Below are 22565 nucleotides of genomic sequence, written 5' to 3'. Positions count from 1 at the left end.
CGATGGCAAGAAGCGGTGAAACAAACTGCCGGGTGATTGGTGGGTTCAGGGCTCCTCATTCAAAATGCAGCGCCATCAGCAGCACGTCATCATAGATGCCCCCCACGAGTCGCCCGCGCTTCTTCAATCCTTCATGGCGAATGGGGGTGCACCGCAGCGCATTTTCTCGCGGTCTCAGCGATCGTCGGACCTGAGCTATACCTGCCCGACTTTCGTTAGAGAATCGATCTCAAGGCGCAAGTCATTCGCATAGCCTCCAAACCGCCGGTCGACCTCCCCGCTTACATCGAGCACGCACAGGCCATTCTCGTCGATCTCTTGAACCGTGAAAGGCTTACCGGCGCAGTAGGCAAAGATCTGCTGGCTGCTTTCGGAAAGGCTGGCAACCCAGTCGGGGGCGACCTCGAATTTCACTCTGCTGCCCGGTCCGGTCATCGCCCGGCAGTATCCCAAAAACTCCCCTCCTTCGCCAGCGAATCCTTGAAGGCCTGGATCACTTCCAAGCCCTCCTTCAACTTCTCGCCCTCCGCGGCGCGGTCGATCCGTTCGGAGAAATCCTGCTCCACTTGGAAGAGCAGCGGCTTTTCGGGCGATGCCGCGAAGCCGTGGTTATTCCCGGTCTGTGAGATGATCCGGGTATGGATCTTCCATGGGCCGAAGCGTGCGGCATTCACCTCCTTGCTGTCGGCGTAGATGAATCGGAAGTCCCGCACGAGTCCCTGCAATGCTTCGATGCCGAGCATCCCTTGGATGTTCCGGCCATCAAGAGTGCGGTCCTCCGGCGGCTTTCCGCCTGCCAAGGCCAATACGGTCGGCAGGATGTCCAGGGTCGAGGCAGGTAGCGGCACGATCGTTTCCTCAGGAATGGTTCCCGGCCAGCACCACACGCCGGGCACCCGCTGGCCGCCTTCCCAAGTCGAGCCCTTGCCATCGCGGAAGGGGAGGGCGGAGCCGACTAACAGCCGGGCCTCGTCGTAGCGCGCATGTTTGGCGGTATCTTGGAACTGGATCCATGGTCCGTTGTCCGAGGTGAAGACGAGCAGCGTGTTCTTCTCGATGCCCGCATCCTTCAGTGCGCCGCGGATCCTCCCGAGATTGGCGTCGATCTCCTGGATGGCATCGCCATAGAGCCCGCGAGACGAGGTGCCCCTGAAATCGGCCGAGGCATGCACCGGCAGGTGCGGCATGTTCGGAGTGATGTAGAGGAAGAATGGCGCGTCCTTCTTTTCGCGGATGAAGTCCACCGCCGCATCCGCGTAGCGTTTGGTCAGTCCCTCCTGGAGCGCCGCATTCGCATCGATGTCCTTCTCCAGGGCCTCGTAGCCGGCGACCGGTACGTTCTTGTCGGAAGGCCCTTGGATCAGGTCCGCGCCGGACTCGTAGTCGTTCGAGACATTCGTGCCGATCCAGCGGTCGAAGCCGTGGGCCAGCGGCAAGGCTTCGGGCGTCATCCCGTTCGCCGCATTCGGCGTCCCGAGGTGCCACTTCCCGAAGATCGCTGTCGCGTAGCCCTGTGCCTTCAGACCTTCCGCCATCGTCAGTTCCTTCGGGTGGATGTAGCGCTTCGTGTCCGGCCCGATCGCCCACGCCGGCAAGCCGGAGCGCAGGTGGTTCCGCCCGGTCAGCAGTCCGTAGCGCGATGCCGTACAAGCCGCCGCCGCCGAGTAGAACTGCGGGAAATTCGCACCCTCGCGGACCATCCGCGTCAGATTCGGCGTCTGGATCACCGGGTTCCCCGTGTGCGCGAAGTCGCCGTAGCCCGCATCGTCCAACAGGATCACGATCACATTCGGTTTCTCCAGCGCCGGGCGGGCAGCGGCGGACGAGACCAGCAGGGCTGCCAAAGCAGCGGAAAAAATCGGGCGCATGAGTGGCTTTAGACGCCCGGAAATGCAGAAGCCTGTCAATCCGTTCTCTCTCGCCAGTCCTTGCGGAACTCCGCCTCAGCGACCACTGTCCATCACCTCACGGCACTACCTCGTTTAATCATTAGTGCTTAGTCATTAGTAATTTACCCAGCCTGTGCTCCACCACCTCGCCCGCGAACAAGTCCTCCCGATCTCCCTCCAGGAAGCGTGGTCTTTCTTCTCCTGCTGCCGGAATCTCGACCTCCTGACCCCGCCGGATATCGGCATGGAAATTGTCCAATGCCTCTCCGACACCATGCACGAGGGCCAGATCATCGCCTACCGGGTCAAGCTCGCGCCGATGGTTCACGTGCCTTGGGTCACGGAAATCAAAAGCGTGGAGGAGGGGTGCTGCTTCATTGATGAGCAGCGCTTCGGCCCCTACAAGTTCTGGCACCACCGGCACCTCTTCGAGGAAGTGCCGGGGGGCGTCAAGGTCAGCGATCTCGTCCACTACATCATGCCCTTCGGCCCGCTGGGGAGCCTGGTGCACGCGCTCTTCGCCCGGCGGAAGCTGGACGCGATCTTCGACTACCGCGCCGTCGAGATGGAACGGCGCTTCGGGAAAATGCCCTGATCAGAACGGGAGCGGCGAACCGTTCTTGATGCCGAATTCCTGCGGGCTCAGCGTTCCGCTGTCGTCCTTGTCGCGCTTGGCAAAGACCTTGAGGGCCTTTGGATAGGCTACCCCCGACGCCAGGGTGTCCACGTACTCGGTGGGATCCAGGACGTCGTCGTTGTCCGCGTCGGCCAAGAGGAAGATGTCGATCTTGGTCGGCTTGCCACCGGTGAGGCCGCCTCTGCTCAGGCGGAATTCCTCCAAGCTCACAAACCCGTCGTTGTTCGTATCCGTCTTGTTGAAGCGGAAAAGGCTGTAGGCCACGCTGATGCGCTTTTTCTGGGTGGCCTGGAACTCGTCCGGAGAGAGCTGGTTGTCGGTGTTGAGGTCCGCGCGGTCGAATTTCTTGTCGAGCTTCCCGGTCTTCGCCTGAGCGGCGGGTGCGGCAAACGCGAGGACGAACAGGGCAGGAAAAATCGCTTTCTTCATGGGAATTTACTTAACAAATGTTTAGGAGTCCGAAAATAACCCGCCATCGGGGCGTGTCAAGAACCCCTGCCTAACAGCTAGGAGTGCCACCCGGCGGACAAATTTCTCCTCACAGACGCTTGTACCGGCGCTCCTATTCACTGGAGCTTCGATCCTGCGTTTGTTTGAAAAGGGAAACCCATTTCGCAGGTAAATCACGGCCCCATCTTGAATTCCGAACCGACCGACCCATGACCCGCCTTTCCCTTCTCGCTCTTGCCGCGCTCGCCGTCTGTCCCGCCGCCGCCCGCGACGTCCTCCTCCAGGGCAAGGGCAAGCTCGCCCTCTGGAGCGATGGCAAGGTCGCTTGGGAGATGCCTTGGGGCGGCATCCACGACATCCAGCAGGACCAGAACGGCCTGATCTACGTCCAGAAGGACATGCGCGAGGTCTGCGCGATCGACCCGATCGAGAAGAAGGTCGTCTGGAGCTACGACTGCACCAAGAACAACGGCAACGAGGGCAAGCGCCTCGAAGTCCATGCCTTCCAGCCCCTCGGCGGCGGCAAGGTGATGATCGCGGAGAGCGGCATCGGCCGGATCATCGAGATCGACCGCGAGGGCAAGCTGCTCAAGGAGACCAAGCTCAAGCTCGATCACCCGGACGCCCATCGCGATACCCGCCTGGCCCGCAAGCTCGACAACGGCCACTACCTCGTCTGCCAGGAAGGCGACGGCGCCGTCCGCGAATACGATGGCGGGGGCAAGCTCGTCTGGGACTACCCCGTCCCGATGTTTGGCAAGGAGCCCAAGGGCGGCCACGGCCCCGAGGCCTTCGGCAATTCCACCTTCAGCGCCCTGCGTCTCAAGAACGGCAATACCCTCCTCACCACCGGCAACGGCCACTCCGTCCTCGAAGTCAGCCCGGCGAAGGAAATCGTCTGGAAGATCGAGCAGAACGACCTGCCCGGCATCACCCTCGCCTGGGTCACCACCCTGCAGATCCTGCCGAACGGGAACTACATCATCGGCAATTGCCACGCCGGCCCCGGCCAGCCCGTGCTGATCGAGCTCGAGCCGAAGTCGAAGAAAGTCGTCTGGCAGCTCAATGGCTACGAGGCCTTCGGCAACGACGTCTCAAACACGCTGGTGGTGAAGCCATAAGGGATTGCCGGAGAAATGCCTGCGCCCGGGACCGCGGAGGCTCCGCCCCGCAGAAGCGACCATTGGAGCCTTGGGCACGGCGCGGTCGGCTCGGAGAACGACGTCGCTTGGCTGCCTACCTCAGGATAGCCGTCCGTGAATCCTCAGGATTCATGTCCTCCCGGCGCGATCCTGTTCGTCGGTGTATTGAATCCACCGCAATTCCGCGCCGGACACCACCACCTTCACTCGATGAGCACCACCGCCACCACCTCCGCCTCGCAGATCTTCGTGAACTTGCCGGTCAAGAACCTCGATGCCTCGATCGCCTTCTTCACGGCGCTCGGCTTCAGCTTCAATCCCCAGTTCACCGACGAGAATGCCACCTGCATGATCCTCGGCCCGAATCTCTATTCGATGCTGCTCACGCACCCCTACTTCGCCGGCTTCGCCCCGCGCGAGATCGCGGATTCATCGAAGGTCTGCGAAGTCCTCGTCGCCCTGCAGCTCGAGTCCCGCGAGAAGGTCGATGAGATCGTGAGCAAGGCCGTCGCCGCCGGCGGGGCCACCTACAATGAGCCGAAGGACCACGGCTTCATGTATCAGCATGGCTTCACCGATCTGGACGGCCACGTCTGGGAAGTCTTCTTCATGAGCGCCATGCCTCCGAGCGCATGAAACTCCTGGTCCTCGCCACCGCCCTCGGCTGCGGAATCGTCGGCGGCGTGTTCTTCGCCTTCTCGACCTTCATCATGAAGGCCCTGGCACGCCTGCCGGCCCCGCAGGGCATCGCCGCGATGCAGTCGATCAACATCGTGGTGATCAACCCCGCCTTCATTGCCGCCCTCTTCGGCACCGGCCTGCTCTGCGCGGTCCTTGTCTTCACCGGCGGCGGCAGCGAGGTTCCGTATGCGCGCTGGGCCGCCATCGCCTATCTTGTTGGCACCATCGGAGTCACGATGGCCGGGAATGTCCCGCTCAACGACCGCCTCGCGAAACTCGACCCGCAGGCGGAATCATCCGCAGCGGTGTGGCAGGACTACGTCCGCGTCTGGACCCGCTGGAATCACATGAGGACCGCGGCGGCTTTGGTGGCTTGTGTGGGACTGATGATGGGAATGCCTGAGAGGCTGTCTGAAAACTGGGGAAGGCAGGGACCTTTCTCCGAAAGGTCCGGCGGGGGACGGCTTGAAGCCCCGCTACGATGCCGGTTCGGATCGGCGTGCCGCCATAAGCCGCACCGCTCGGAGAGCGGTCCGGCCTTTTTAAGACAGCCTCTGAGTAATTCAAACCAGCGCGATCTTGTTCTCGTCGAGGAAGGAATCGGCCTCATCCAAGTCCGGCAGATCTCCGATCACACTGCTTTTCAATGTAGCTCCCGACCCTCCTCGCTCGAATAGGACCAAGCAGCGCCCGGTGGTGAAACGGCTCGGGTAGAAGAGACCGTCGATCTGGTCCGGGTGGTTCTGGATCGCCTGTCCCCAAGCCTGTGGAATCTCCAAGTCGGTGTGCTTGAGAGCGCTCAGGTCCACCTTCAATTGGCTGCGGGTTTTGAGGTCGGTGAGATCGCAAATCCGGAAGCTCGCGGTGGACCTGATCCGGCTGAGCCGTTGGTTCATCCATCGTGACCGGGCGATCATCGAGCCGGGATCCAAGATCGCATCGCCGAAGCATTCCCACAGGCAGGTCTCCAGGTCGAATCCCAAGTAGAGAAGGCCGCCGGAAGCTTCCGGATGGGAGTAGCGGTGGGAGGAAACGAGGCGGAACTGGACGGCAGGATAGGCGGCTCCATGGACGCGCAAGGCGTCCATGCCCTTTACCGCCGTCACCGGCAAGGGACGGGACCCGAAAGAGGGCCCGGGAAGGCGGATCGGCCGGGGGGCTGCCATGGATGATTATTCCAGATTAGCTTGAGCGGCCGATAGAACCCCCCGGAGATCGCCCTCCCTCAGCAGGTCGAGGGGGCGCTTGCCCTTCATGCTGGAAAGCGGACTCAGGAAGAAAACGACCCGCGCCCAATCATCCAGCCAAGGCGCAGTCCGGAAAAGTTCCAAAACCTCGGACAGGCCCGGCAGAAGATTGTCGTCCTGAAATTGCCAGACGGGAAAGCGGACCGCGTTCTGCTTGGCTTCCCGCCAGCCGATGAGTTGGCCTTTCTGGTAACGTTTGAGGACCGCGGCTTTGCTGATCCCGAGAAGCTCTGCCGCCGCGTCGGCGGAAAGGCTTCCCCCCTCCGATCTCTTCAAATCCTCCCTCGCGACCGCCCCGCGCATCTGAGCCATCGCCAGGCTCCCTTTGGCCTTGGGAAGTGCCGCCAGTTGCTCGCCCATCGCTGCGGTCAGGATCCGCACGGTGTCCAAGGGCGAAAAACGCTTTGAGACCTCTGCAAGCGCAGGCTGGAGACCGGCCGCTGCCGATTGATAGGCATGCGGAAGATCGGAAATCCGCGAGGCAATGGATGCCCGGGTTGCATTGGTCGCGTCCATGGATTGACGATTCCACCGTTCGGAGATTTCGTCAACTTCGTAAACCTAAGATTCCCTCCGTAACGCGAGACGCGGGCGTACGACGATCAACCCGGCACTTTCGTGCCGGGCTTTTATGAGTCGTCCCGTTGGGACGGGGAACTTGCTGGAGGGCGGATTACACCCACCCCGGCCGATTATTCCGCTTCACGAACTGCGCGGCTTGCGGGCAGTTCGGGCTCTTCATGCCCGGGCCGTCCCATTCCATCTTCACGCCTTCACCCACCCGCAGGGCGATGCAGCCAAGCAGGATGATCTCGGTGAGGTAGGCGGAGATGTCGAAGTTCGAGTAGGCGGGAGCGCCGCCCTTCATCATGTCGAACCACTCCTGGTTGTGGCCGGGGGAGCGGGGGATGGTGACAGGAACGGCCTTGGCGGCTTCGTGGTCTTCGCCCTTGGTGAAGGTCTTCTCGCCCTTGAGCTGGATGAAGAACTGGCTGCCGTAATCGTCCGGCGAGAACAGGATGCCCTTGTCGCCGATGATGAGACAGCCGCTGTCCGGCATCTTGCCAGCCATGGCGATCACGTCCTTGACGATGCCGGGGTAGGGACGCAGCGGCTTGAAGTCCGCGTTCGGCGCGCCGTCATACCACCAGAACTTGAGCGGCGGCAGGCCCTCGCGCTCGGGGAATTCGAAGCGGATGCGGGAAGTCAGCGGGTAGGTCTCGCTATAGATGCGGGAGGCCATTTCGCACTCGACCGCGGTCGGGTAGCCGAGCTTGAGCGCGCGGAAGGGCATGTTCACCGTGTGGCAGGCCATATCGCCCAGCGCGCCGGTGCCGAAGTCCATCCAGCCACGCCAGGCGAAGTCGTGGTAGGTCTTCTCCACGTAGGGGCGCAGCGCGGCAGGCCCGAGCCAGAGATCCCAATCCAGGTAATCCGGCACCGGATCGACCTTGGCCGGGCGGTCCAGACCCTGCGGCCAGACCGGGCGGTTGCTCCAGACATGGAGTTCCAGCGGCGCGCCGATCACGCCGGCCTGTACCACTTCCACCGCGCGGCGCAGGCCATCGCCGGCGCTGCCTTGGTTGCCCATCTGGGTCGCCAGCTTCTTCTCCTTGGCGATCCGGCGCAGCTCGCGGGCCTCGAAGACCGTCTGCGTCAGCGGCTTCTGGCAATAGATGTGCTTGCCCATGCCCATCGCCAGCATCGCGGCGGGGCCGTGCATGTGGTCGGGGCCGGAAATCGTCACCGCATCCACTGAGGAGCCCAGCTCCGCCAGCATCTTGCGGTAATCGACGAACTTCTTCGCATCGGGGTATTTTTCGGCCTTCTTGCCGAGATTGCGGGCATCGACATCGCAGAGCCCGACGATGGTGCCGCCGCACTTCGCCGCGTCGTTCACGTCGCTATCGCCCTTTCCGCCCACGCCGATGCAGGCGACGTTGATGCGGCTATTGAGATTCTGGCCGCGGACGATGGCGGGGAAGCCCATGAGAAGGCCACCGGCTCCGAGCCCGGTGCGTTGCAAGAATTGGCGGCGATGTAGCGATGGCATGGTGTCGATGGTTTTAGGGTATTGCGCCGGATACCCCGAAGGTCCGCCATGTCTTTCGCATGAATGTGCCGCTGTCACGGAAACGGCCGTGCCGCTGCTTGAGGCTGGACGATTCGTAAACTTGGGTCGAAACAACTCCGGATGCCGGAGCCCGACCAAGCCGCGGGAATCTCCCTGATCGATTGCGACGTGCACTGCGTCCCGCTCGACTCGGACGAGATCGTCTCGCGCCTGCCCGCCTATTTCCGCACGCTCGGCTTCGTCCTGCCCGGCGGCCCGGGCCTGCCGCATCCCACCGGCGTGCGGCGGGTCGACGCGCGCGGCCCGAACGGCGAGCCCGCGGGATCGCTGCCGGCCCTGATGCGGGAGCAATTGCTGGATGCCTACGGCGTGGACTTCGCGGTGCTGATCGAGGCGAAGATCCTGACCGTGGGCGTGATGCCGGACACCCATTTCGGCAATGCCATCGCCAGCGCCCACAACGACTGGCTTCGCGAAAAATGGCTCGCCGCCGACCCGCGCTTCCTCGGTAGCATGATCGTGAACCCGCTCGATCCGGCAGCCGCCGCGAAGGAGATCCGCCGCGTCGCCGGCTCGGAGCGGATCGTGCAGGTCGTGATGACCAGCGCCACCCGGATTCCCTTGGGCGACCGGATCTACTGGCCGATCTATGAGGCCGCCTGCGAAGCCGGGCTGCCGGTGGCCGTCCATCCCGGTGCGGAAGGGAAGGGGATCGCCGGCAATTTCACGGCGGGATTCCCGAGCAGCTACCTGGAGTGGCACACCAATCTGCCGCAGAATTTCATGGCCCAGCTCACCAGCCTGCTGACCCGCGGCGCGATGAGCCAGTTCCCCGAACTCCGCTTCGTGATGGTCGAGGGCGGCTTCGGCTGGGTCCCGCATCTCCTGTGGCGGCTCGATAAGAATTGGAAGGGTCTTCGCTCGACCGTCCCCTGGCTGGACCGCCCGCCGAGCGAGTACGTGTTAGACCGGGTCCGCTTCACCTCGCAGCCGATCGAAGAACCGCCGTCCTCCGACCAGCTTCTCGAAGTCCTGCACATGATCCAGGCGGAGCGGACCCTGATGTTCTCCAGCGACTACCCGCACTGGGACAATGACTCCCCGCTCCGCGCCTTCCCCAAGAAACTCCCCGAGGACCTCAAGGAGCGGATCTTCTGGAAGAATGCGGCGGAGCTTTACGGACTGGAGAAATCAACCACGGATAAACACCGATGAACACGGATCAAGAGCCCGATAAGGTCGCTGATTCTCCGGCGCTGTTCTTCATTCGTGGGATTGGTCCGATTCGTGGTGCCTGTTGCCTTTCCATTCAACATTCGGCGTTGGGCGTTCGGCGTTGGACGTTCGCCTTTCCTGCTCTTTCTTAATGCCCGAAAAGCGCCCCATCGCGATCTGCCCCGCCGCCGAGCTCCCGCCCGGCGAGCGCCGCATCGTCGATCTCGGCGATGGCCGCTCGATCGGTGTCTTCAATGTCCACGGCAAGTACTATGCCCTTCGTAATCTCTGCCCCCACGCCGGGGCCGAGCTCTGTCGCGGCTTGATCACCGGCATGAACGAAACCTCGGAGGTCGGCGAGTTCCGCTGGGGCAGGGAAGGGGAGATCCTGCGCTGTCCCTGGCACGGCTGGGAATTCGACATCCTCACCGGCCGCTCTGTCTTCAATCCCAACCAGGTCCGCGTCGCCACCTATGAGACCGCCGTGGTCGAGTCCTTCGAGACCGATGTGGACGAGACCGGGATGGTCACGGTAATGATCTGAGCGAGAGGGCAAGGACTGCCTTTCAAATTTCGCGCTCCTTTCGCGCTTTTCGCGGTTAAATCATAGCCGTCCCCCGCCTCCTTCTGCTGCCATCCGCCCGTGCAGGAACCCTTCCTCGAAATCCGGAACGCCACCGTCTGGCGCGGCGAGACCGCCGCGCTGCGGGACTTTTCCCTGACCCTGCGCCACGGCGAAAGCGTCGCCATTCTCGGACCTAACGGAGCGGGCAAGAGCACCCTGCTGAAGCTGCTTACGGGCGAGGTCCGTCCGGAGGCCGATCCGCGCACCGTCTGCCGGCTTTTCGGGGAGGATCTGTGGTCGCTGGAGGAACTCCGCCACCGCATCGGCGTGGTGATGCCGGAGGACATCGCCCGCTTCCACCCGGAGGAAACCGCCCGCGACGTGGTGCTGTCATCGCTGCGCGGGGCCTTCGGCCGCACCCGCGACATGCGCTTCAGCGCGCGTGACCGGTCTACAGCGGATTCCGCGATTGCCCGGCTCGGGATCTCCGCGCTCGCGGAGCGTGATTTCGGCACCCTTTCTTCCGGTGAGCGCCGCCGCTTCCTGATCGCCCGCGCACTCGTGCATGATCCCGCCGTGCTGGTGCTGGACGAACCGTCCACCGCCCTCGATTTCGCCGCCTCCTTGAGTCTGGTCAGTGCCTTGCGCGAGCTCGCCGCGGCGGGCCATACCCTGGTGCTGGTGACCCATCATCCCGGTGAAATTCCGCCGGAAATCGCCCGCGCGATCCTGCTCGACCGCGGCCGGATCGTCGCGGATGGACCGAAACGCCGCGTGCTTACCGCCCCGGTGCTTGGCGAACTCTTCGGCCTGCCGCTCGCCGTTTCATGGTCGGGCGGCTGGTGCGATGTGAAACCGGCCTGAAATCTGCAGTATGCAAATGCATGTGCTATCCCCTGCGGTTTAGTCGGAATCGGTATCTTTTCTCCCTTTTAAAGCTGGAGCCCCGCAGCCAATCGCTTACCAAAGTAGGTTGTGAAAAGGATTACCACGTTCGGGCTCCTTGCCTGCCTACTCATTCCTGCTCTACAAGCCGCGGAGACGCGTATCTGGACCTCCCGCAAGGGCAGCACCCTGGAAGCCGAGCTGCTCCGGTTCGACGTCACGAATGCGACCCTGCTCACCAAGGAGCGGAAGGAAGTCATCCTGCCCTTGGCAGACCTCAGCATCGCCGACCGCCAGTACATGGTGGAGAACTCCGGGGCGGATGCCAAAATCCTCATTGCAGGCGAAGTCGGCCAACCCGAGAAGCAGGTGAAGGTCGATTCGGGCACTTTCAAGAAGATCAAGGAGAGCAACCTGCTGTTCGACACTGAAAGCACGAGCGACTACGACCTTCTGGAGACCGAGCATTTCCTGATCGCTACCGCCGGCGGCATTCGCCCGCAGGGGATCGCGGAGACCGCCGAGCGGATGTGGCACGGCATGGCCTTCCAGCACATGAATTTCCGCCGCGACTGGGCCGACAAGCGGATGTTGATCATGCTGATCGAAAAGCCCGAAGTCTATACCAGCCTCGGCAAATGGTACGTCGCCTACCTGAAAGAGAAGGGCAGGGGCGAGGATGCGGGACGGGTGTCGGCATCATGGGAGAAAGCCGGCAGCACCGGAATACTCCTGCCCGAGGAGATGGCGGAAAAGCACAATGTCTTTCCCAATGTGCCGGTCTTCAACGTGAAGGAAAACGCCTTCCTCTTCAAGAAAGCGATGGGCCCCTTCCTGGTGAATCGCATGGCGGATACCCTGATGGACCGGCAGATGGGCAACATCAGTTCCTTCGGAGTGGAAGGGCTTTTCGCCATCTCCATGGGGCATGCCTACTACAAGGAGATTTCCCTGACCGGAGAATCCCAGACCGGCCTGATCTCGGTCAGCGGCTCGGATAACGACATGATCAAGGAGCAGAAGGGCTTCGGCGAGGGCAAGGAATGGGCCAAGACCTTGAAGCCGCTCGTGAAAAAGGGCGAGGTGAAATGCGAAGTCGCCCCGATGTTCTCCTGGAAGCAGGATATGATTAAGCCCGAGCAACTGGCGCTCATGTATGCCTTCTCCGCTTACATGGAGAGCACGCCGTCCCGTCTCGCCAGCTTCGCCGCAATGGTCCGCCGGATCGAGTCGTCCAAGCAAATCCCGGCTCCGGAAGAGATCGCGAAGATCTTCGGGTTTGAGAGCGTCGCTGCCCTCGAAGCCGATTGGAAGCTGTTCATCACCGAAGGCAATTTCAAGTGAAGCACGCCATGAAACCATCACGCGCCCTTTCCGCCGCCCTGCTCCTCGTCCTTTTTTCCTCGCTGGCTCCCGCCCAGGAAGCTTCCCAATTCGAGTACCGGGATTTCGCCGCCCCCGATGGCAAGCCCTTCAAGGCCGTGGTCGTGGAGAAGAACGACAGCGCGGTCATCCTGTTGCTCGCCTCTGGCAAACGCACCACCGTGCCGATCGAGAAGCTGTCCCCGGTCGACCAGGCCTACGTGGCTTCCTGGACCAAGGAGAAAGCCGTCTTCCTTCAGAAGTGCCGCGGGCTCTCGATCCGCCAGCTTCTCGAACTCCGCGGCTACGAGTCCTTCCCCTTCACCTTCGAGAGCAACTCGATCTTCATGAAGGGCAAGCTCAACGGCGAACCCGGCAAGTTCCTCATCGATACCGGTGCCGGCACCAGCGTCATCCACATCCCCTTCGCGGAGAAAGCGAAGTGCGAGGTCGGCCCGCTGGATGAAGTCATCTCCGGTGTCGCTGGTGAAGCAAAGGCGGGCTGGTGCGACGTGCCGACCATCTCCTTCGGCGAGGCGGTCTTCAAGGGCAGGAAAATCCTCGCCACCGATCTCGCCAACGGCCTTCCCGAAGGTGCCAAGGTCAACAAGGACGCCATTCTCGGCGCCGATATCATGTCCCAGCTCGATGCCGTGATTTCCTACCCGGAGCGCCTCATTCTGCTGCGTCCGGACAGATCCGACGAGAGCACCGTCGAGGAAGCCGAAGCCGCCGTGGAAGGCGACGCGGCGATGTCCTTCCGCATTTTCAAAACCAACGATCAGAAGACTTACCGCGGCAATATCGCCGCCAAGACCACCAACGTGGTCACCTTGGCCTTGGTCGGCGGCAAGACCGAGAGTATCCCGGTTGCCAAGCTGTCACCGGCGGATGCCGAGTACGTGGCGAATTGGACCGAAGCCGGCGCGCTCTTCCTCAAGTACTGCAGCAGCATTACCATTCAGGAAATCCTGGAGCTGCGGAAATACCAGTCCTTCCAATACGAGCGCCGCGGCAACCACATCTTCGTGGATGGCACGCTGAACGACAACAAGGTCACCTACATGATCGACACCGGCGCGGACGGCACCTGCCTCGACGTCGATGCCGCCAAGAAGTATGGCTGCGACGTCGGGCCGATGGACGAGTGGGTCTATGGAATCGGTGGTAAGGCACCTGCGGCCATCACCAAAATCCACAAATTGACGATGGGCGATGCCGTGGTGACCAACCGCAAGATCCTCTCCTGCGACCTGATCCGTGGCACGGATGCTGCCGACTACGTCGGTCTCTTCGGAGCGGACTTCATGCGGGAGTTGGAAGCCGTGATCACTTACCGCGAGAGCCGCGTCTTCCTGATCCAGCGCGCCATGCCGGTCGCTGCACCGGAGCCGCAGAAGAAGTAGATCACTCGACAGCCGGAACTCATTTCATACCGCCGGCGGGGTCACTCCTTCCGGCGGTCTTGTTTTCCGCGATCGGTGATTTAGAAATCGAGCCGGAGCACGAATCCTCCACGGCCCGGCACGGTGGCCGACCACTTGTCGGCAGTATCGATCGGATCCGCCTTCATCTCGTGCAGTGCGTCGCTTCCCTCGCGAACCAAGGTCGCCCGCTTCGCCCCGTAGCCTGACAAGTCCAGCTCGACGGACAGTTCTGCCGAGCTGCCATTGATCCCGGCAATGAACCAGATCGCCTTCGTCCTCCGTGCGAGGACCACCGCCTTCCCCGGCTCGCCGATCACGCAGCGGGTCTCGTCCCATCGCGCCGGGGCGTCCCGCAGGATCGCTTTCACGGCTTCCGGGAAGGCGGCGTAAACTTCCGGTTGGTCTGCATAGTGGACGATTCCGGACGTGAAGATCAGCGATGCCGCCAACTCGTGCGCTGCGGTGGTCTTCCGCTTGTAACGTTTTTCCCCCAGGCCGAGCGGCGTGTAATCCATGGGTCCCGCGACGTTGCGGGTGAAGGGCAGGATCGTGTTCAGCTCCGCCGCCTTGTCCGGATAGCGTTCGTCGAACATGTAGGACTCCGCGCCCAGCACCGCTTCCGCGGTCATGAAATTCGGCCAGGTGCGCTGCCAGCCGCGGGGCAGGGTGCAGCCGTGGAAGTTCATCATCAGCTTGCGCTCGGCCGCATCGCGCAGGGTATCCGTCATGGCGGCCATGGCTTCCTGGCGATCCGTGCACCAGAAGTCGATCTTCGCGCCCTTCACTCCGAGGCCTGCGTAGTCATCGAGCCGCCGCTTTCTACGGTCTGCATCGTAGAAGCCGTCCGCGTGGGCCCAGACCATCAAGTCCACGCCCTCGCGCTTCGCTTGCTCCACCAGGGCCTTCGAGTCGGCCTTCCCCCATCCGGCGTCCAGCAGGGAGTATTCCCAGCCCCGCTTGGCCGACTCCGCGATGAAGCTGGCGTAGAGTTCCGGACCGTTCTGGCCCTCGGGATGAGACCACCAGCTCCACGAGGCGCGGCCCGGCTTGATCCAGGAGGTATCCGCGATCGTCGAGGCCGGAGCCAGATCGGTCACCAGGGTGGAGGTGAGGATGTCACCTGCCTTGTCGCCCAGAGCGATCACGCGCCACGGCATGGTCCATGGCAGGCTGTGCCGCGGCTTGGTGCCTGGGCGGTGTCGGACCCGCCGCGTGCCCTCGTCCTCGAAAGGAAACGCGATCCGGTAAATGCCGCCGCTCGAATCCGCCGCCAGATGGCAGCCGCAGTAGTTGCCATCGGTCCCGGATTCGCTGAGCAGCACCCACGCGGACGGGGTCTGGAAGAGCGCCGGGAAATACCAACCGCGCGTGGTGCCGCCGCGGGAATACGGCGGAGGATCGCCCGGCTTGACCGCGAAATAGTAGTCCTCGTAAGCGGGGCTCGATGAACTCGAGGCGTTGTACGGCGAGATCCAGCCCTTCGCTTCGGGCGGCAAGCGGAACCCTGTCAGCTCTTCTTCCACGGTCGCTTCCCCGCCCTCGTCTTCGATCCGGTAGCGGAAGGCCACGCCCTCGTTCCCGGCATCGAGATCGAGCGTCAGTCTCGCGCCGCTATCGTTAGCGAATACCAAGCTGCGACGGCGATGCATCTGATCGACCTGTGGTTTGACCCCGGCGAAGAGTTCGTAAGTTTCGCGCCGATCTTCCTGCACGCCTTCGGACAGAAGCTTCAGCCCCTTCGACAGATCCCGGTCTCCCAAGCGCAAGCCGAGCGGCGAATCGCCCAGGACTTCCAGGCCCTTGCGCGCGACCCGGTAGGACAGGGCTCCCGCGTCATCGACATGCACGGCGATCACGTTCGTGCCATCCGGCGATGCCAGCATCGCCACTTCCGCGGCCTGACAGCTCGCTAACATCACCAAGCTGAACCGCCAATCGAATGCCATGCCATCAAAGACGCAGCTTTGCCCGCTCCGCTTTCGGCAATGACGCAACGACCCGTTCGTAGGAGTGATCGATCAACTCCTTCACCAGTTTGGACGGCAGCGACTTGCCGAGAATCAAGGTATTCCAGTGTCGCTTGTTCATGTGATAGCCCGGGATGATCGACTCGTGCTCCTCGCGCAACGCCACCGCCCGATCCGGATCGCATTTCAAATTGATCCGCGAAGGGAATTCGTCCGGCACCGTCAGTGCGAATATCTTCCCACCCACCTTGTAAACCAGCACCTCCGGACCGAAGGGTGTCGTCTCTTCAGCCCCGGGCTTGGCGAGGAAGTATTCGATGACGTCGGGGAGGTCCATGAAGGTCGAAGTATCAAACCAAAGTCCCTTCCGTCACCCCCAGCTTCTCAAAAGCCTTCACGTTCTCAAACAATGTCTCCGCATCCGTCTTGCCCGCGATGAAGTCCTGGTAAGCCTTGATCGTCCGCAGCGCTCCCAGGTCGTCCTCATCTAACAACTCGACCCGGAACTTCGCAAGGCCGGCGCTCCGCAACTCCTCGAAAAAGCGCGCACCGGTCTGGGCGCGCCCGTTGAAGAGCGTGTTGCGGCAGCCGACATCCGCCATCAGGCGGTGCATCTGGCCCACCCGGTCGCGCAGGTGCACGACGTGGGTTTCGCAGGGCCGCCCGCAATCCTTGTAGGTCGTGCCGCTGCTCAGGAAGGTGCAGAACACGCAGTGCTCCATATGGAACATCGGCATGTGCTGGTGCAGGGTCAGCTCGAACCACTCCGAAGGCGATGCGCGGACGAGATCGAGCACCTGGCCGATATTCAGGTCGTAGGAAACGGTCAGCCGCTCCAGTGCAGCCTCTTCCTTCAGGAGCCGCGCCGTGACCGGGTTCGCCACGTTCAGGGAAAAGTCCCCCACCTTCATCAAGTCGCTACGATCCCTGTAGTATTCGAGCGATGCCAGATTGCGCAGCAGGATGCCATCCGGCTCCATCCGCTCGATCATCTTCAGATAGCCGCTTTCGCCCGGCTTCACGATCCGCGGGGTCGCCAGCACGATCTTCGCATTTCCCGCGCGCAAGCCCACCGCCTCCTTGTAGCGCCGCGGATCCTCGAAGTCGCAATAAACGACCCCGATCCCGCTATCCACCGCTGCCGCCACCTGTTCCAAGGTCCGGCACAGCACCGACAACTCCGCCGCGCCATCCGCTTTCACCACCGGCGGCATCAAATCGTGGAAGCTCGCGGTTGAGCTTTCCTTCTTTCGCTCCCCAGCAGGAACATCGAGCGCCGCCGTCAGCTCCCGGCGCATCCGGTTCAGTTCGGAAAGCGCGATGTGGCACTCGCCCTCGACCCGGAAATCCACCGCTTCCAGCTCGAACGGCGTATCGCCCAAGCGCCCCAATTGATCGCGCAAGGTCGTTTCCGAAAGCGCATGCTTCGCCGCCGCCTGCAAGGGCATCGCCGATTCCGCCGCCGCGTGCTGTCCCGCGCACTCCGCCTCGATCCGCAGCACCGTGCCCGGACTACCCGTCGCCGTGAAGCGGATGGCAGCCTTCACTTCCTTCAGCTTCGCATTCTGCCAAAAGCGCCGCACCTCCGACTCCAGCTTCTCGTCGGAAGTCTTGTAGAGCGTCTGTCCCGTCCGGATGCGGTTGAAATCCAGTCCGCCGAAAGTCCGGTGGAAAATGATTCGCGGTCCTTCGATTTTCCACACCCGGCCGCCCTGCTCGTGATCCCGGTTCTCCCCGGCGTCGAAGACTACACCGTCGCCCGGTTTCAGCGGCACCTCCGTGCGTTCGCCCAAGACGATCCATGTCCCGCCGCAGGCCGAGATCCTACCGAGCAAGGGCCCGCGTTTTTTTCCGTAGCGGCCGTGGGTGAGATACGGATGATTCGATCCCTTCAGCCAGCCCGTCGTCAGCCCGCGGGAAAACATCATCTCCAACTCGTAGTGATCCTCCGCCGTCACCGGGGTCTCGGATTTCGCCAGCGCGGCGTCCAGCGCCTTGCGATAGACCCGCGTCACTGCAGCGACGTATTCCGGGGTCTTCAGGCGGCCTTCAATCTTGAAGGACTTCACTCCCGCCTTCACCAGGTCGGGAATCATCTCGACCGCGGCGAGATCCTGCGGACTCAGCAGATAGCGCACCTCGCCCATCTCGCGGGTCACGCCGTCCACCACCAGTTCGTAGGGCATCCGGCAGGCCTGCGCGCACTCGCCGCGGTTCGCCGAGCGCTGGCCGAGCGATTCGCTGGTCAGGCACTGGCCGGAATAGGCCACGCACAGTGCCCCGTGGACGAAGACCTCCAGCGGCGTTGATGGCGAGGCCCCGAAGCGCTCGATCTCCCTCACCGAAAGCTCGCGCGCCAGCACCGCCCGCTCCATCGGGAAAAGCCGCTCGATGAAGTGCAGCCCTTCCGGCGACGTGATCGTCATCTGGGTCGAGGCGTGCAACTCCACGTCCGGTGCAATCCTCCGCGCCATCTTCGCCAAGCCGAGATCCTGGATGATCAGCGCATCCACCCCCGCCTCCGCCACCAGGCGCAATTGCCGCTCCGCCAGTTCCAATTCGCCGGTGAAAATCAGCGTATTCATCGCCACGAAGCCCTTCACCCCGTGCTTGTGGAGGAAGGCCATCAGCTCCGGCAGGTCTTCCTCCGTGAAATTGTCAGCCCGCAGCCGCGCGTTGAACTTGGGCATCCCGAAGTAGATCGCGTCCGCCCCGGCTGCCACGGCTGCGCGGGCGCAATCCCAGTTCCCGGCGGGGCTGAGGAGTTCGGGTGTGGAGTCGGCGTGCATGTGAGAAAGCACCGATGCCACGGAAACCCGGCTTTGGAAAGCCCCGCGCTACCCCTGAAACCGCTGGACAGCCCATTCCGCCCGCGCACCATTTCCCCGATGACCCGATATTCCGCATGAGCGAGCCCGTGCGCGTGGACAAATGGATGTGGGCGGTTCGCCTCTTCAAGACCCGCGGCCTAGCCGCCAAGGCCTGCGAAACCGGCCGGGTGAAAGTCGGCGAGCGCCTCTTGAAAGCTGCCTCGGATTTGCGCGGCGGCGAACTTCTGGACCTGCCTTTCCCGGAAGGCCCCGGCACCCGCACCGTGCGCGTTCTCGGCCTCATCGACAAACGCGTCGGTGTCCCGGAAGCGCGGGCTGCGTGCGAGGAAATCACCCCGTCCGGGGTCACCGAGCAGCGCAAAATTTGGAGTGAGAGCCGCGCTCTCCGCCTGATCGGCGATCAGGGCCGCCCCACCAAGAAGAACCGCCGCCAGATCGAGGATCAGAAGCGCGGATTTTTCGAGTAGGGCAGTCTCTCTTGACGATCGATGTCCCCCTTTGCGGCGCAGCCGCTTTGGAGTGCGGCGAGCATCGCCGCTTTCCTGCGAGTCGGCCCGGAAGTCGCCATGTCGAATCCACCTCTCGGTGAGCCCTCGAACCTGAAGCCCACCCCGATCCTGTTGCCAGATCCACTTACCGAATAATACCAATTTCCCGAATTGGTATGACTTTATAAGACTATCAGTATCACCACGGATTAGACGGATTTGAACGGATTTACGGATTCGGGAAGCATGGAGAGTCTCATTGCTGCCACGAGCAATCTCCCATCCGTCAAATCCGTAAAAATCCGTTCAATCCGTGACCACTTGCACCTCGACCGAAGCGTCGCCTTATTTTTTGGAGTTGGTATAACATCCCCACTCCACCCCAGTCGTGGAAGTTCCCTCAAAGCGGCTGCGCCGCAAATGGGAGCATCGACTGACATTGAAGGCTTTGAGGCAGGCCTTCAGCAAACCTGACGGAGAGCCAAAAAAAGCCGCCCGGATTTTCACCCGGGCGGCTTTGGAATGTTCTACCCCACCGGCATCAGGGGATATCCACCCGCAGCCTTGCGAAGAGTGCCCCGTCCTCGGCCAAGGCCCGCGGGATCCGCACCGTCACGCGGTCGATGCCCGTTCCGAACGCGTCGAAGGTCTCGTTGATCACCACCGGATTGGCCACCGGTTCTCCGCCCTGGGCAGTAGTCCACCCGGTCAGATCCGATCCGTATTGCACGTAAGGGTCGTCCCCGGCCGAGTCGTCGGTCCTACGGTAGCTGAACTCGATATAGGCCGGGTTGCTGTCGTCCAAGGTCGGTGCCAGCGCGCTCGAATCCGAGTCACTCGGATCGCTGCCGATCACGAATTCGATGCCGTTCGGGATGCCGTCGTTGTCCGAATCCACGGCACCCGAGGCACCGGGGATGCCATGGGTCGCCGCCCAGCTTTGGTAAGCGCTGCCGCCGGTGGTCACGTTCAGCATGCCATTGCCGCTGAAGCGGTTGTCATCCGGGTGGTCTGCTCCCGAGGCGACCGAGCCGTAAGTGCCGATCGGCTGAGGCATCCCGTTGATCAGCAGCACCGCCACCGAGTCGGTCCCGCCGTGCGGTAGATCCAGTTTGGTGCCGGCGGTCGTGGCGATCGAGACCGTGCTGGAATCGCCCAAGGTTGCCGTGCCCACCGAGAGCACCCCTGCGCTGACCGTGGTGTTCCCGGTGTATTGCGCATCTGCGAGATAGGCGGTCTGCGCACCGGTCTTGGTCAAGGAGAAGGCCCCGGTGACGGGACCCATCAGGTCGATCAGACCGAGGTCGGATTCCACCGTGGCATCGCCTTCCAGGGTCACCGTTGCGGTCCATGTACCCTTGCCGCCGCCTTGATTGTGCAGCTTGGATCCGGCTTCGAGGAAGACCGGAGTGGCGATGGTCCGCGCACCGTAGGTTCCGGCACGGGTCCCGTTTTTGATCCGCAGCGTGCCGGTGGCACCGCCCCACGCATTGTCGGTGTTTTCGGCCCAAGCGTAGCCTCCCGCGATCACGAAGTTTACCGGCGTGCCGGCCGCATTCGCACGGAAACCCATCGGGTTCGCGCCGACTTTGGTCAGCGTGTGCCCGTTGCCGTTCAGGATCCCGGTCCCGGCACCGTTGCCGACGTCGAGGCGTCCGCCATTACCGCCGATGGCAGCATCCGCGGCCAAGGTGAGCGTGCGGATGCCCGCGGCCTCGCCGGGGGTTCCGGCTCCGGAGTTGGTGATGGCCCCGAGTCCGTCCGGCCCGCTTCCGGCGATCGTCCAGTCATAGGCGCGACCGACATTCGCAAGATAAGAGCCGTTCAGGTCCACCTGCGCTCCGGCCGCGATCGTCACGCCCGAGTTGTAGCCCAGCGCTTCCCAGTGGGTGCCATACTTGATCCGTCCGGCATTCACCACCACCGGGCCGGTGAAGGTGCTTGCCTGACCGTTCACGTTCAGAGTCCCGCTGCCGTTCTTCGTTAGCCCGGTCGCACCGCCGATGCCGGCGTTCGGCCCCAGCACCGTGTAGTCCGAAGTGTGATCGAAGATTACGCTGCTCGGGTAGAGCATTCCTACCAGGGTCACAGTCTTCGCCGTCGCAGACTCCCCGAAGGTGACGTGGTCGCCGTTGAAGAAGTTCGTCGCCGCTCCGTTGTCGAAATTCAGATCCGCGTTCTGCGTCCAGTTGGCGTTGGTCGTGCCGGTCCAGTTCAGCGTGCCCGGGGTGAAGTTCACCAGGATCTGCTTGTTCACCGTGTCATCGGTCGCCGTGCCGCCGCGCAGGCCGGTGACGGTGAGGTTCGTCGTCGGTCCGGTCAGGCTGCCGTAGGTAAGGGCCGCGAAGGGAGCTGCGGGAACCGGTACCCCGGCGATCGCCAGGTTGGTCGTCCCGGCGGAGATGTCCACGGCACCGGTCACCGCGAGCACGGCCGGAGTCGCACCGTTCGCCCCCAGGTTGGAAGCGGTCGCACCGCCGATGGTGAGATCGCCGGCAATCGTGCTTTCACCGCCGAGGGTCGCGCCGCCGGCCACGGTGACCGAGCCGCCGAGACCGTTGTTCACGTTCAGGCGTCCGGTCGACACTGTCACGAGTCCGGTCATGCCGGTGCCGGAGCCATTCAAGTTCAGCGTGCCCGTGAAGGTACCGGCAGGGTAGCCGATTTCGAGATCGGTGCTACCGGAGAGTGCACCGGTGATCGCGCCACTCACGCCGGGATTCACCGCCATGCGCGAGGCACCCGTGAGGGTCACCGACCCGTTGATCGTGCTGGCGGCTTCGAAGCGGAGCGCGCCAGCCTTGCCCGCGGTCTCGGTCCAGCCCAGGCCTTCGATCTGGAACGAATTGCCGAAGGTCCCGGCAGCCGCGAGGCAGGCCTGTGAATTCGCGCCGAGCACCTTCACGATGCCGCTGGCGGCTCCGTAGGAAGCGACGTTCGAGGCGCGCAGTCGGCCGTTGTTGATCCAGGTGCCGCCGGTGTAGGTGTTCGCGACGCCGCTGAGGCCAAGCGGCTCCGGGCCGGTTTTTACCAAGCTCAGAGCGGTGTTCGTATCGGAGTCTTTTACGAATACCCCGTTGATCTGGTAGTCGGGTTGACCGCCGTTCGCTACCACCGTCAATTGTCCGGAGGAGGAGGTCACGGAGCCGCCGCCCTTCACCCAGTGGCTGCCGCCGTGATACATCAGGCCGCCCTTCGCGATGTCCAAGGTAAAGCCGGTCCCGATCACGAAGTCGGCGCTGGTCTCCACCAGGCCGATCGCTTGGCTGCCGCCGAGAGTCGAGCCAGCGCCGCTGTCGTAGTAGGCGGAGGTAGCGGTCGCGGTGGCCAGGTTCGCATTGCCAAGGATCTTCTCCGCGTTCGGGATCTCCAGGACATTGGCACCGTCGTACTTCAGGAAGCTCCAGCGGGTGTGGGCCCAGCCGGGCAAGAAGCCGGGGGTGGGGGGAGGTCGTTGATGGTCCCGAGCAGGATGGCGGCATTGGTATTCGTGGAGTCGAACCAGACACTGTCGCCGGTCCCTACATTGATATTCGCAGCGCCTGCATCCACCACTTGTTCGGCGGCATGGGCGGTAGCGATAACGGTGAGCAAAGCGGCACGGCTGAGCGTGGCCCTGACAATCGGGTTCTCGAATTTCATGGGTTGGTCTTGGGTCGCGCCGTGGTCGGGGGCGCAGGGGTAAAGCCGCAAACGGACGACTGG

21 protein-coding genes are annotated in these 22565 nt (G+C 62.9%); 10 read left to right on the top strand and 11 right to left on the bottom strand.

Going from position 1 to position 22565, the window contains the following annotated elements; genetic code table 11:
* Positions 1-195: 195 nt before the first annotated feature.
* Together ABWK72_RS12125 and ABWK72_RS12120 are read right to left on the bottom strand one after the other, a co-directional pair.
* Positions 196-435, bottom strand: a complete 240-nt coding sequence (locus tag ABWK72_RS12125; protein WP_367875056.1) for a hypothetical protein — start codon at positions 433-435, stop codon at positions 196-198.
* Entirely contained in the window at positions 432-1868 is a 1437-nt protein-coding gene (locus ABWK72_RS12120; RefSeq protein ID WP_367875055.1) for a sulfatase, read from the bottom strand. The genes ABWK72_RS12125 and ABWK72_RS12120 overlap by 4 nt, the downstream gene beginning before the upstream one ends.
* Before the next feature lie 154 nt (positions 1869-2022).
* Between ABWK72_RS12120 and ABWK72_RS12115 the strand changes: the two genes are divergently transcribed.
* Complete coding sequence (locus tag ABWK72_RS12115) at positions 2023-2484, top strand: hypothetical protein (protein ID WP_367875054.1); 462 nt, start codon at positions 2023-2025, stop codon at positions 2482-2484.
* Here the strand turns inward: ABWK72_RS12115 and ABWK72_RS12110 are convergent, their stop codons facing one another.
* Positions 2485-2955 carry an EF-hand domain-containing protein gene (locus ABWK72_RS12110; RefSeq protein WP_367875053.1) on the bottom strand — a complete coding sequence of 157 codons (471 nt, stop codon included), beginning with the start codon at positions 2953-2955 and terminating at the stop codon, positions 2485-2487.
* Between the two features lie 230 nt (positions 2956-3185).
* Between ABWK72_RS12110 and ABWK72_RS12105 the strand changes: the two genes are divergently transcribed.
* The 3 genes from ABWK72_RS12105 (at position 3186) to ABWK72_RS12095 (ending at position 5476) form a co-directional block, all read left to right on the top strand.
* Positions 3186-4097: a PQQ-binding-like beta-propeller repeat protein gene (locus ABWK72_RS12105; protein WP_367875052.1), complete on the top strand. Its 912-nt coding sequence runs from the start codon at positions 3186-3188 to the stop codon at positions 4095-4097.
* Between the two features lie 231 nt (positions 4098-4328).
* Positions 4329-4754, top strand: coding sequence for a VOC family protein (locus ABWK72_RS12100; RefSeq protein WP_367875051.1), 426 nt, complete (start codon positions 4329-4331; stop codon positions 4752-4754).
* Entirely contained in the window at positions 4751-5476 is a 726-nt protein-coding gene (locus ABWK72_RS12095) for a DUF1772 domain-containing protein (RefSeq protein WP_367875050.1), read from the top strand. The genes ABWK72_RS12100 and ABWK72_RS12095 overlap by 4 nt, the downstream gene beginning before the upstream one ends.
* Here ABWK72_RS12095 and ABWK72_RS12090 read toward each other — a convergent pair.
* The 3 genes from ABWK72_RS12090 to ABWK72_RS12080 form a co-directional block, all read right to left on the bottom strand.
* Positions 5363-5965 carry an RES family NAD+ phosphorylase gene (locus tag ABWK72_RS12090; protein ID WP_367875049.1) on the bottom strand — a complete coding sequence of 201 codons (603 nt, stop codon included), beginning with the start codon at positions 5963-5965 and terminating at the stop codon, positions 5363-5365. The two genes, ABWK72_RS12095 and ABWK72_RS12090, sit on opposite strands and share 114 nt — an antisense overlap.
* 6 nt (positions 5966-5971) lie before the next feature.
* Positions 5972-6562: a hypothetical protein gene (locus tag ABWK72_RS12085; RefSeq protein ID WP_367875048.1), complete on the bottom strand. Its 591-nt coding sequence runs from the start codon at positions 6560-6562 to the stop codon at positions 5972-5974.
* Between the two features lie 157 nt (positions 6563-6719).
* Positions 6720-8099, bottom strand: a complete 1380-nt coding sequence (locus ABWK72_RS12080) for a Gfo/Idh/MocA family protein (RefSeq protein WP_367875047.1) — start codon at positions 8097-8099, stop codon at positions 6720-6722.
* Between the two features lie 141 nt (positions 8100-8240).
* Here ABWK72_RS12080 and ABWK72_RS12075 point away from each other — a divergent pair, with 141 nt between their 5' ends.
* The 5 genes from ABWK72_RS12075 to ABWK72_RS12055 all read left to right on the top strand — a co-directional run bounded on the left by ABWK72_RS12075 (position 8241) and on the right by ABWK72_RS12055 (position 13553).
* Entirely contained in the window at positions 8241-9335 is a 1095-nt protein-coding gene (locus ABWK72_RS12075) for an amidohydrolase family protein (RefSeq protein ID WP_367875046.1), read from the top strand.
* 151 nt (positions 9336-9486) lie between these two features.
* A complete protein-coding gene (locus ABWK72_RS12070) occupies positions 9487-9879 on the top strand; it encodes a Rieske (2Fe-2S) protein (protein WP_367875045.1) in 393 nt (130 codons plus the stop codon).
* 99 nt (positions 9880-9978) lie between these two features.
* On the top strand, positions 9979-10764 hold the full coding sequence (locus ABWK72_RS12065) for an ABC transporter ATP-binding protein (RefSeq protein WP_367875044.1): 786 nt from the start codon (positions 9979-9981) through the stop codon (positions 10762-10764).
* 111 nt (positions 10765-10875) lie between these two features.
* Positions 10876-12129 carry a hypothetical protein gene (locus ABWK72_RS12060; protein ID WP_367875043.1) on the top strand — a complete coding sequence of 418 codons (1254 nt, stop codon included), beginning with the start codon at positions 10876-10878 and terminating at the stop codon, positions 12127-12129.
* 8 nt (positions 12130-12137) lie between these two features.
* Complete coding sequence (locus ABWK72_RS12055; RefSeq protein ID WP_367875042.1) at positions 12138-13553, top strand: aspartyl protease family protein; 1416 nt, start codon at positions 12138-12140, stop codon at positions 13551-13553.
* Positions 13554-13633: 80 nt separating this feature from the next.
* On the opposite strand, the gene ABWK72_RS12050 is transcribed toward ABWK72_RS12055, so the two are convergent.
* From ABWK72_RS12050 to ABWK72_RS12040, 3 genes are read right to left on the bottom strand one after another with little or no spacing between them, the layout of a single operon-like run.
* On the bottom strand, positions 13634-15490 hold the full coding sequence (locus ABWK72_RS12050; protein ID WP_367875041.1) for a glycoside hydrolase family 97 catalytic domain-containing protein: 1857 nt from the start codon (positions 15488-15490) through the stop codon (positions 13634-13636).
* A 34-nt stretch (positions 15491-15524) separates the two neighbouring features.
* Positions 15525-15878: an MmcQ/YjbR family DNA-binding protein gene (locus ABWK72_RS12045; protein ID WP_367875040.1), complete on the bottom strand. Its 354-nt coding sequence runs from the start codon at positions 15876-15878 to the stop codon at positions 15525-15527.
* Positions 15879-15891: 13 nt separating this feature from the next.
* Positions 15892-18330, bottom strand: coding sequence for a DUF3656 domain-containing protein (locus ABWK72_RS12040; protein ID WP_367875039.1), 2439 nt, complete (start codon positions 18328-18330; stop codon positions 15892-15894).
* Between the two features lie 116 nt (positions 18331-18446).
* Here ABWK72_RS12040 and ABWK72_RS12035 point away from each other — a divergent pair, with 116 nt between their 5' ends.
* Complete coding sequence (locus ABWK72_RS12035; RefSeq protein WP_367875038.1) at positions 18447-18839, top strand: RNA-binding S4 domain-containing protein; 393 nt, start codon at positions 18447-18449, stop codon at positions 18837-18839.
* Positions 18840-19401: 562 nt separating this feature from the next.
* Here the strand turns inward: ABWK72_RS12035 and ABWK72_RS12030 are convergent.
* The gene (locus ABWK72_RS12030; protein ID WP_367875037.1) at positions 19402-22290 is read right to left on the bottom strand and encodes a beta strand repeat-containing protein; all 2889 of its coding nucleotides are present in this window, start codon (positions 22288-22290) and stop codon (positions 19402-19404) included.
* On the bottom strand, positions 22254-22502 hold the full coding sequence (locus ABWK72_RS12025; RefSeq protein WP_367875036.1) for a hypothetical protein: 249 nt from the start codon (positions 22500-22502) through the stop codon (positions 22254-22256). Before ABWK72_RS12025 ends, ABWK72_RS12030 begins: the two co-directional genes overlap by 37 nt.
* Positions 22503-22565 lie beyond the last annotated feature (63 nt).

It is taken from the genome of Luteolibacter sp. Populi, from assembly GCF_040801775.1.
GTDB lineage: Bacteria > Verrucomicrobiota > Verrucomicrobiia > Verrucomicrobiales > Akkermansiaceae > Haloferula.
The sequence above is the reverse complement of the archived record's forward strand: the minus strand, read 5'-3'. Positions and strand labels throughout refer to the sequence as shown.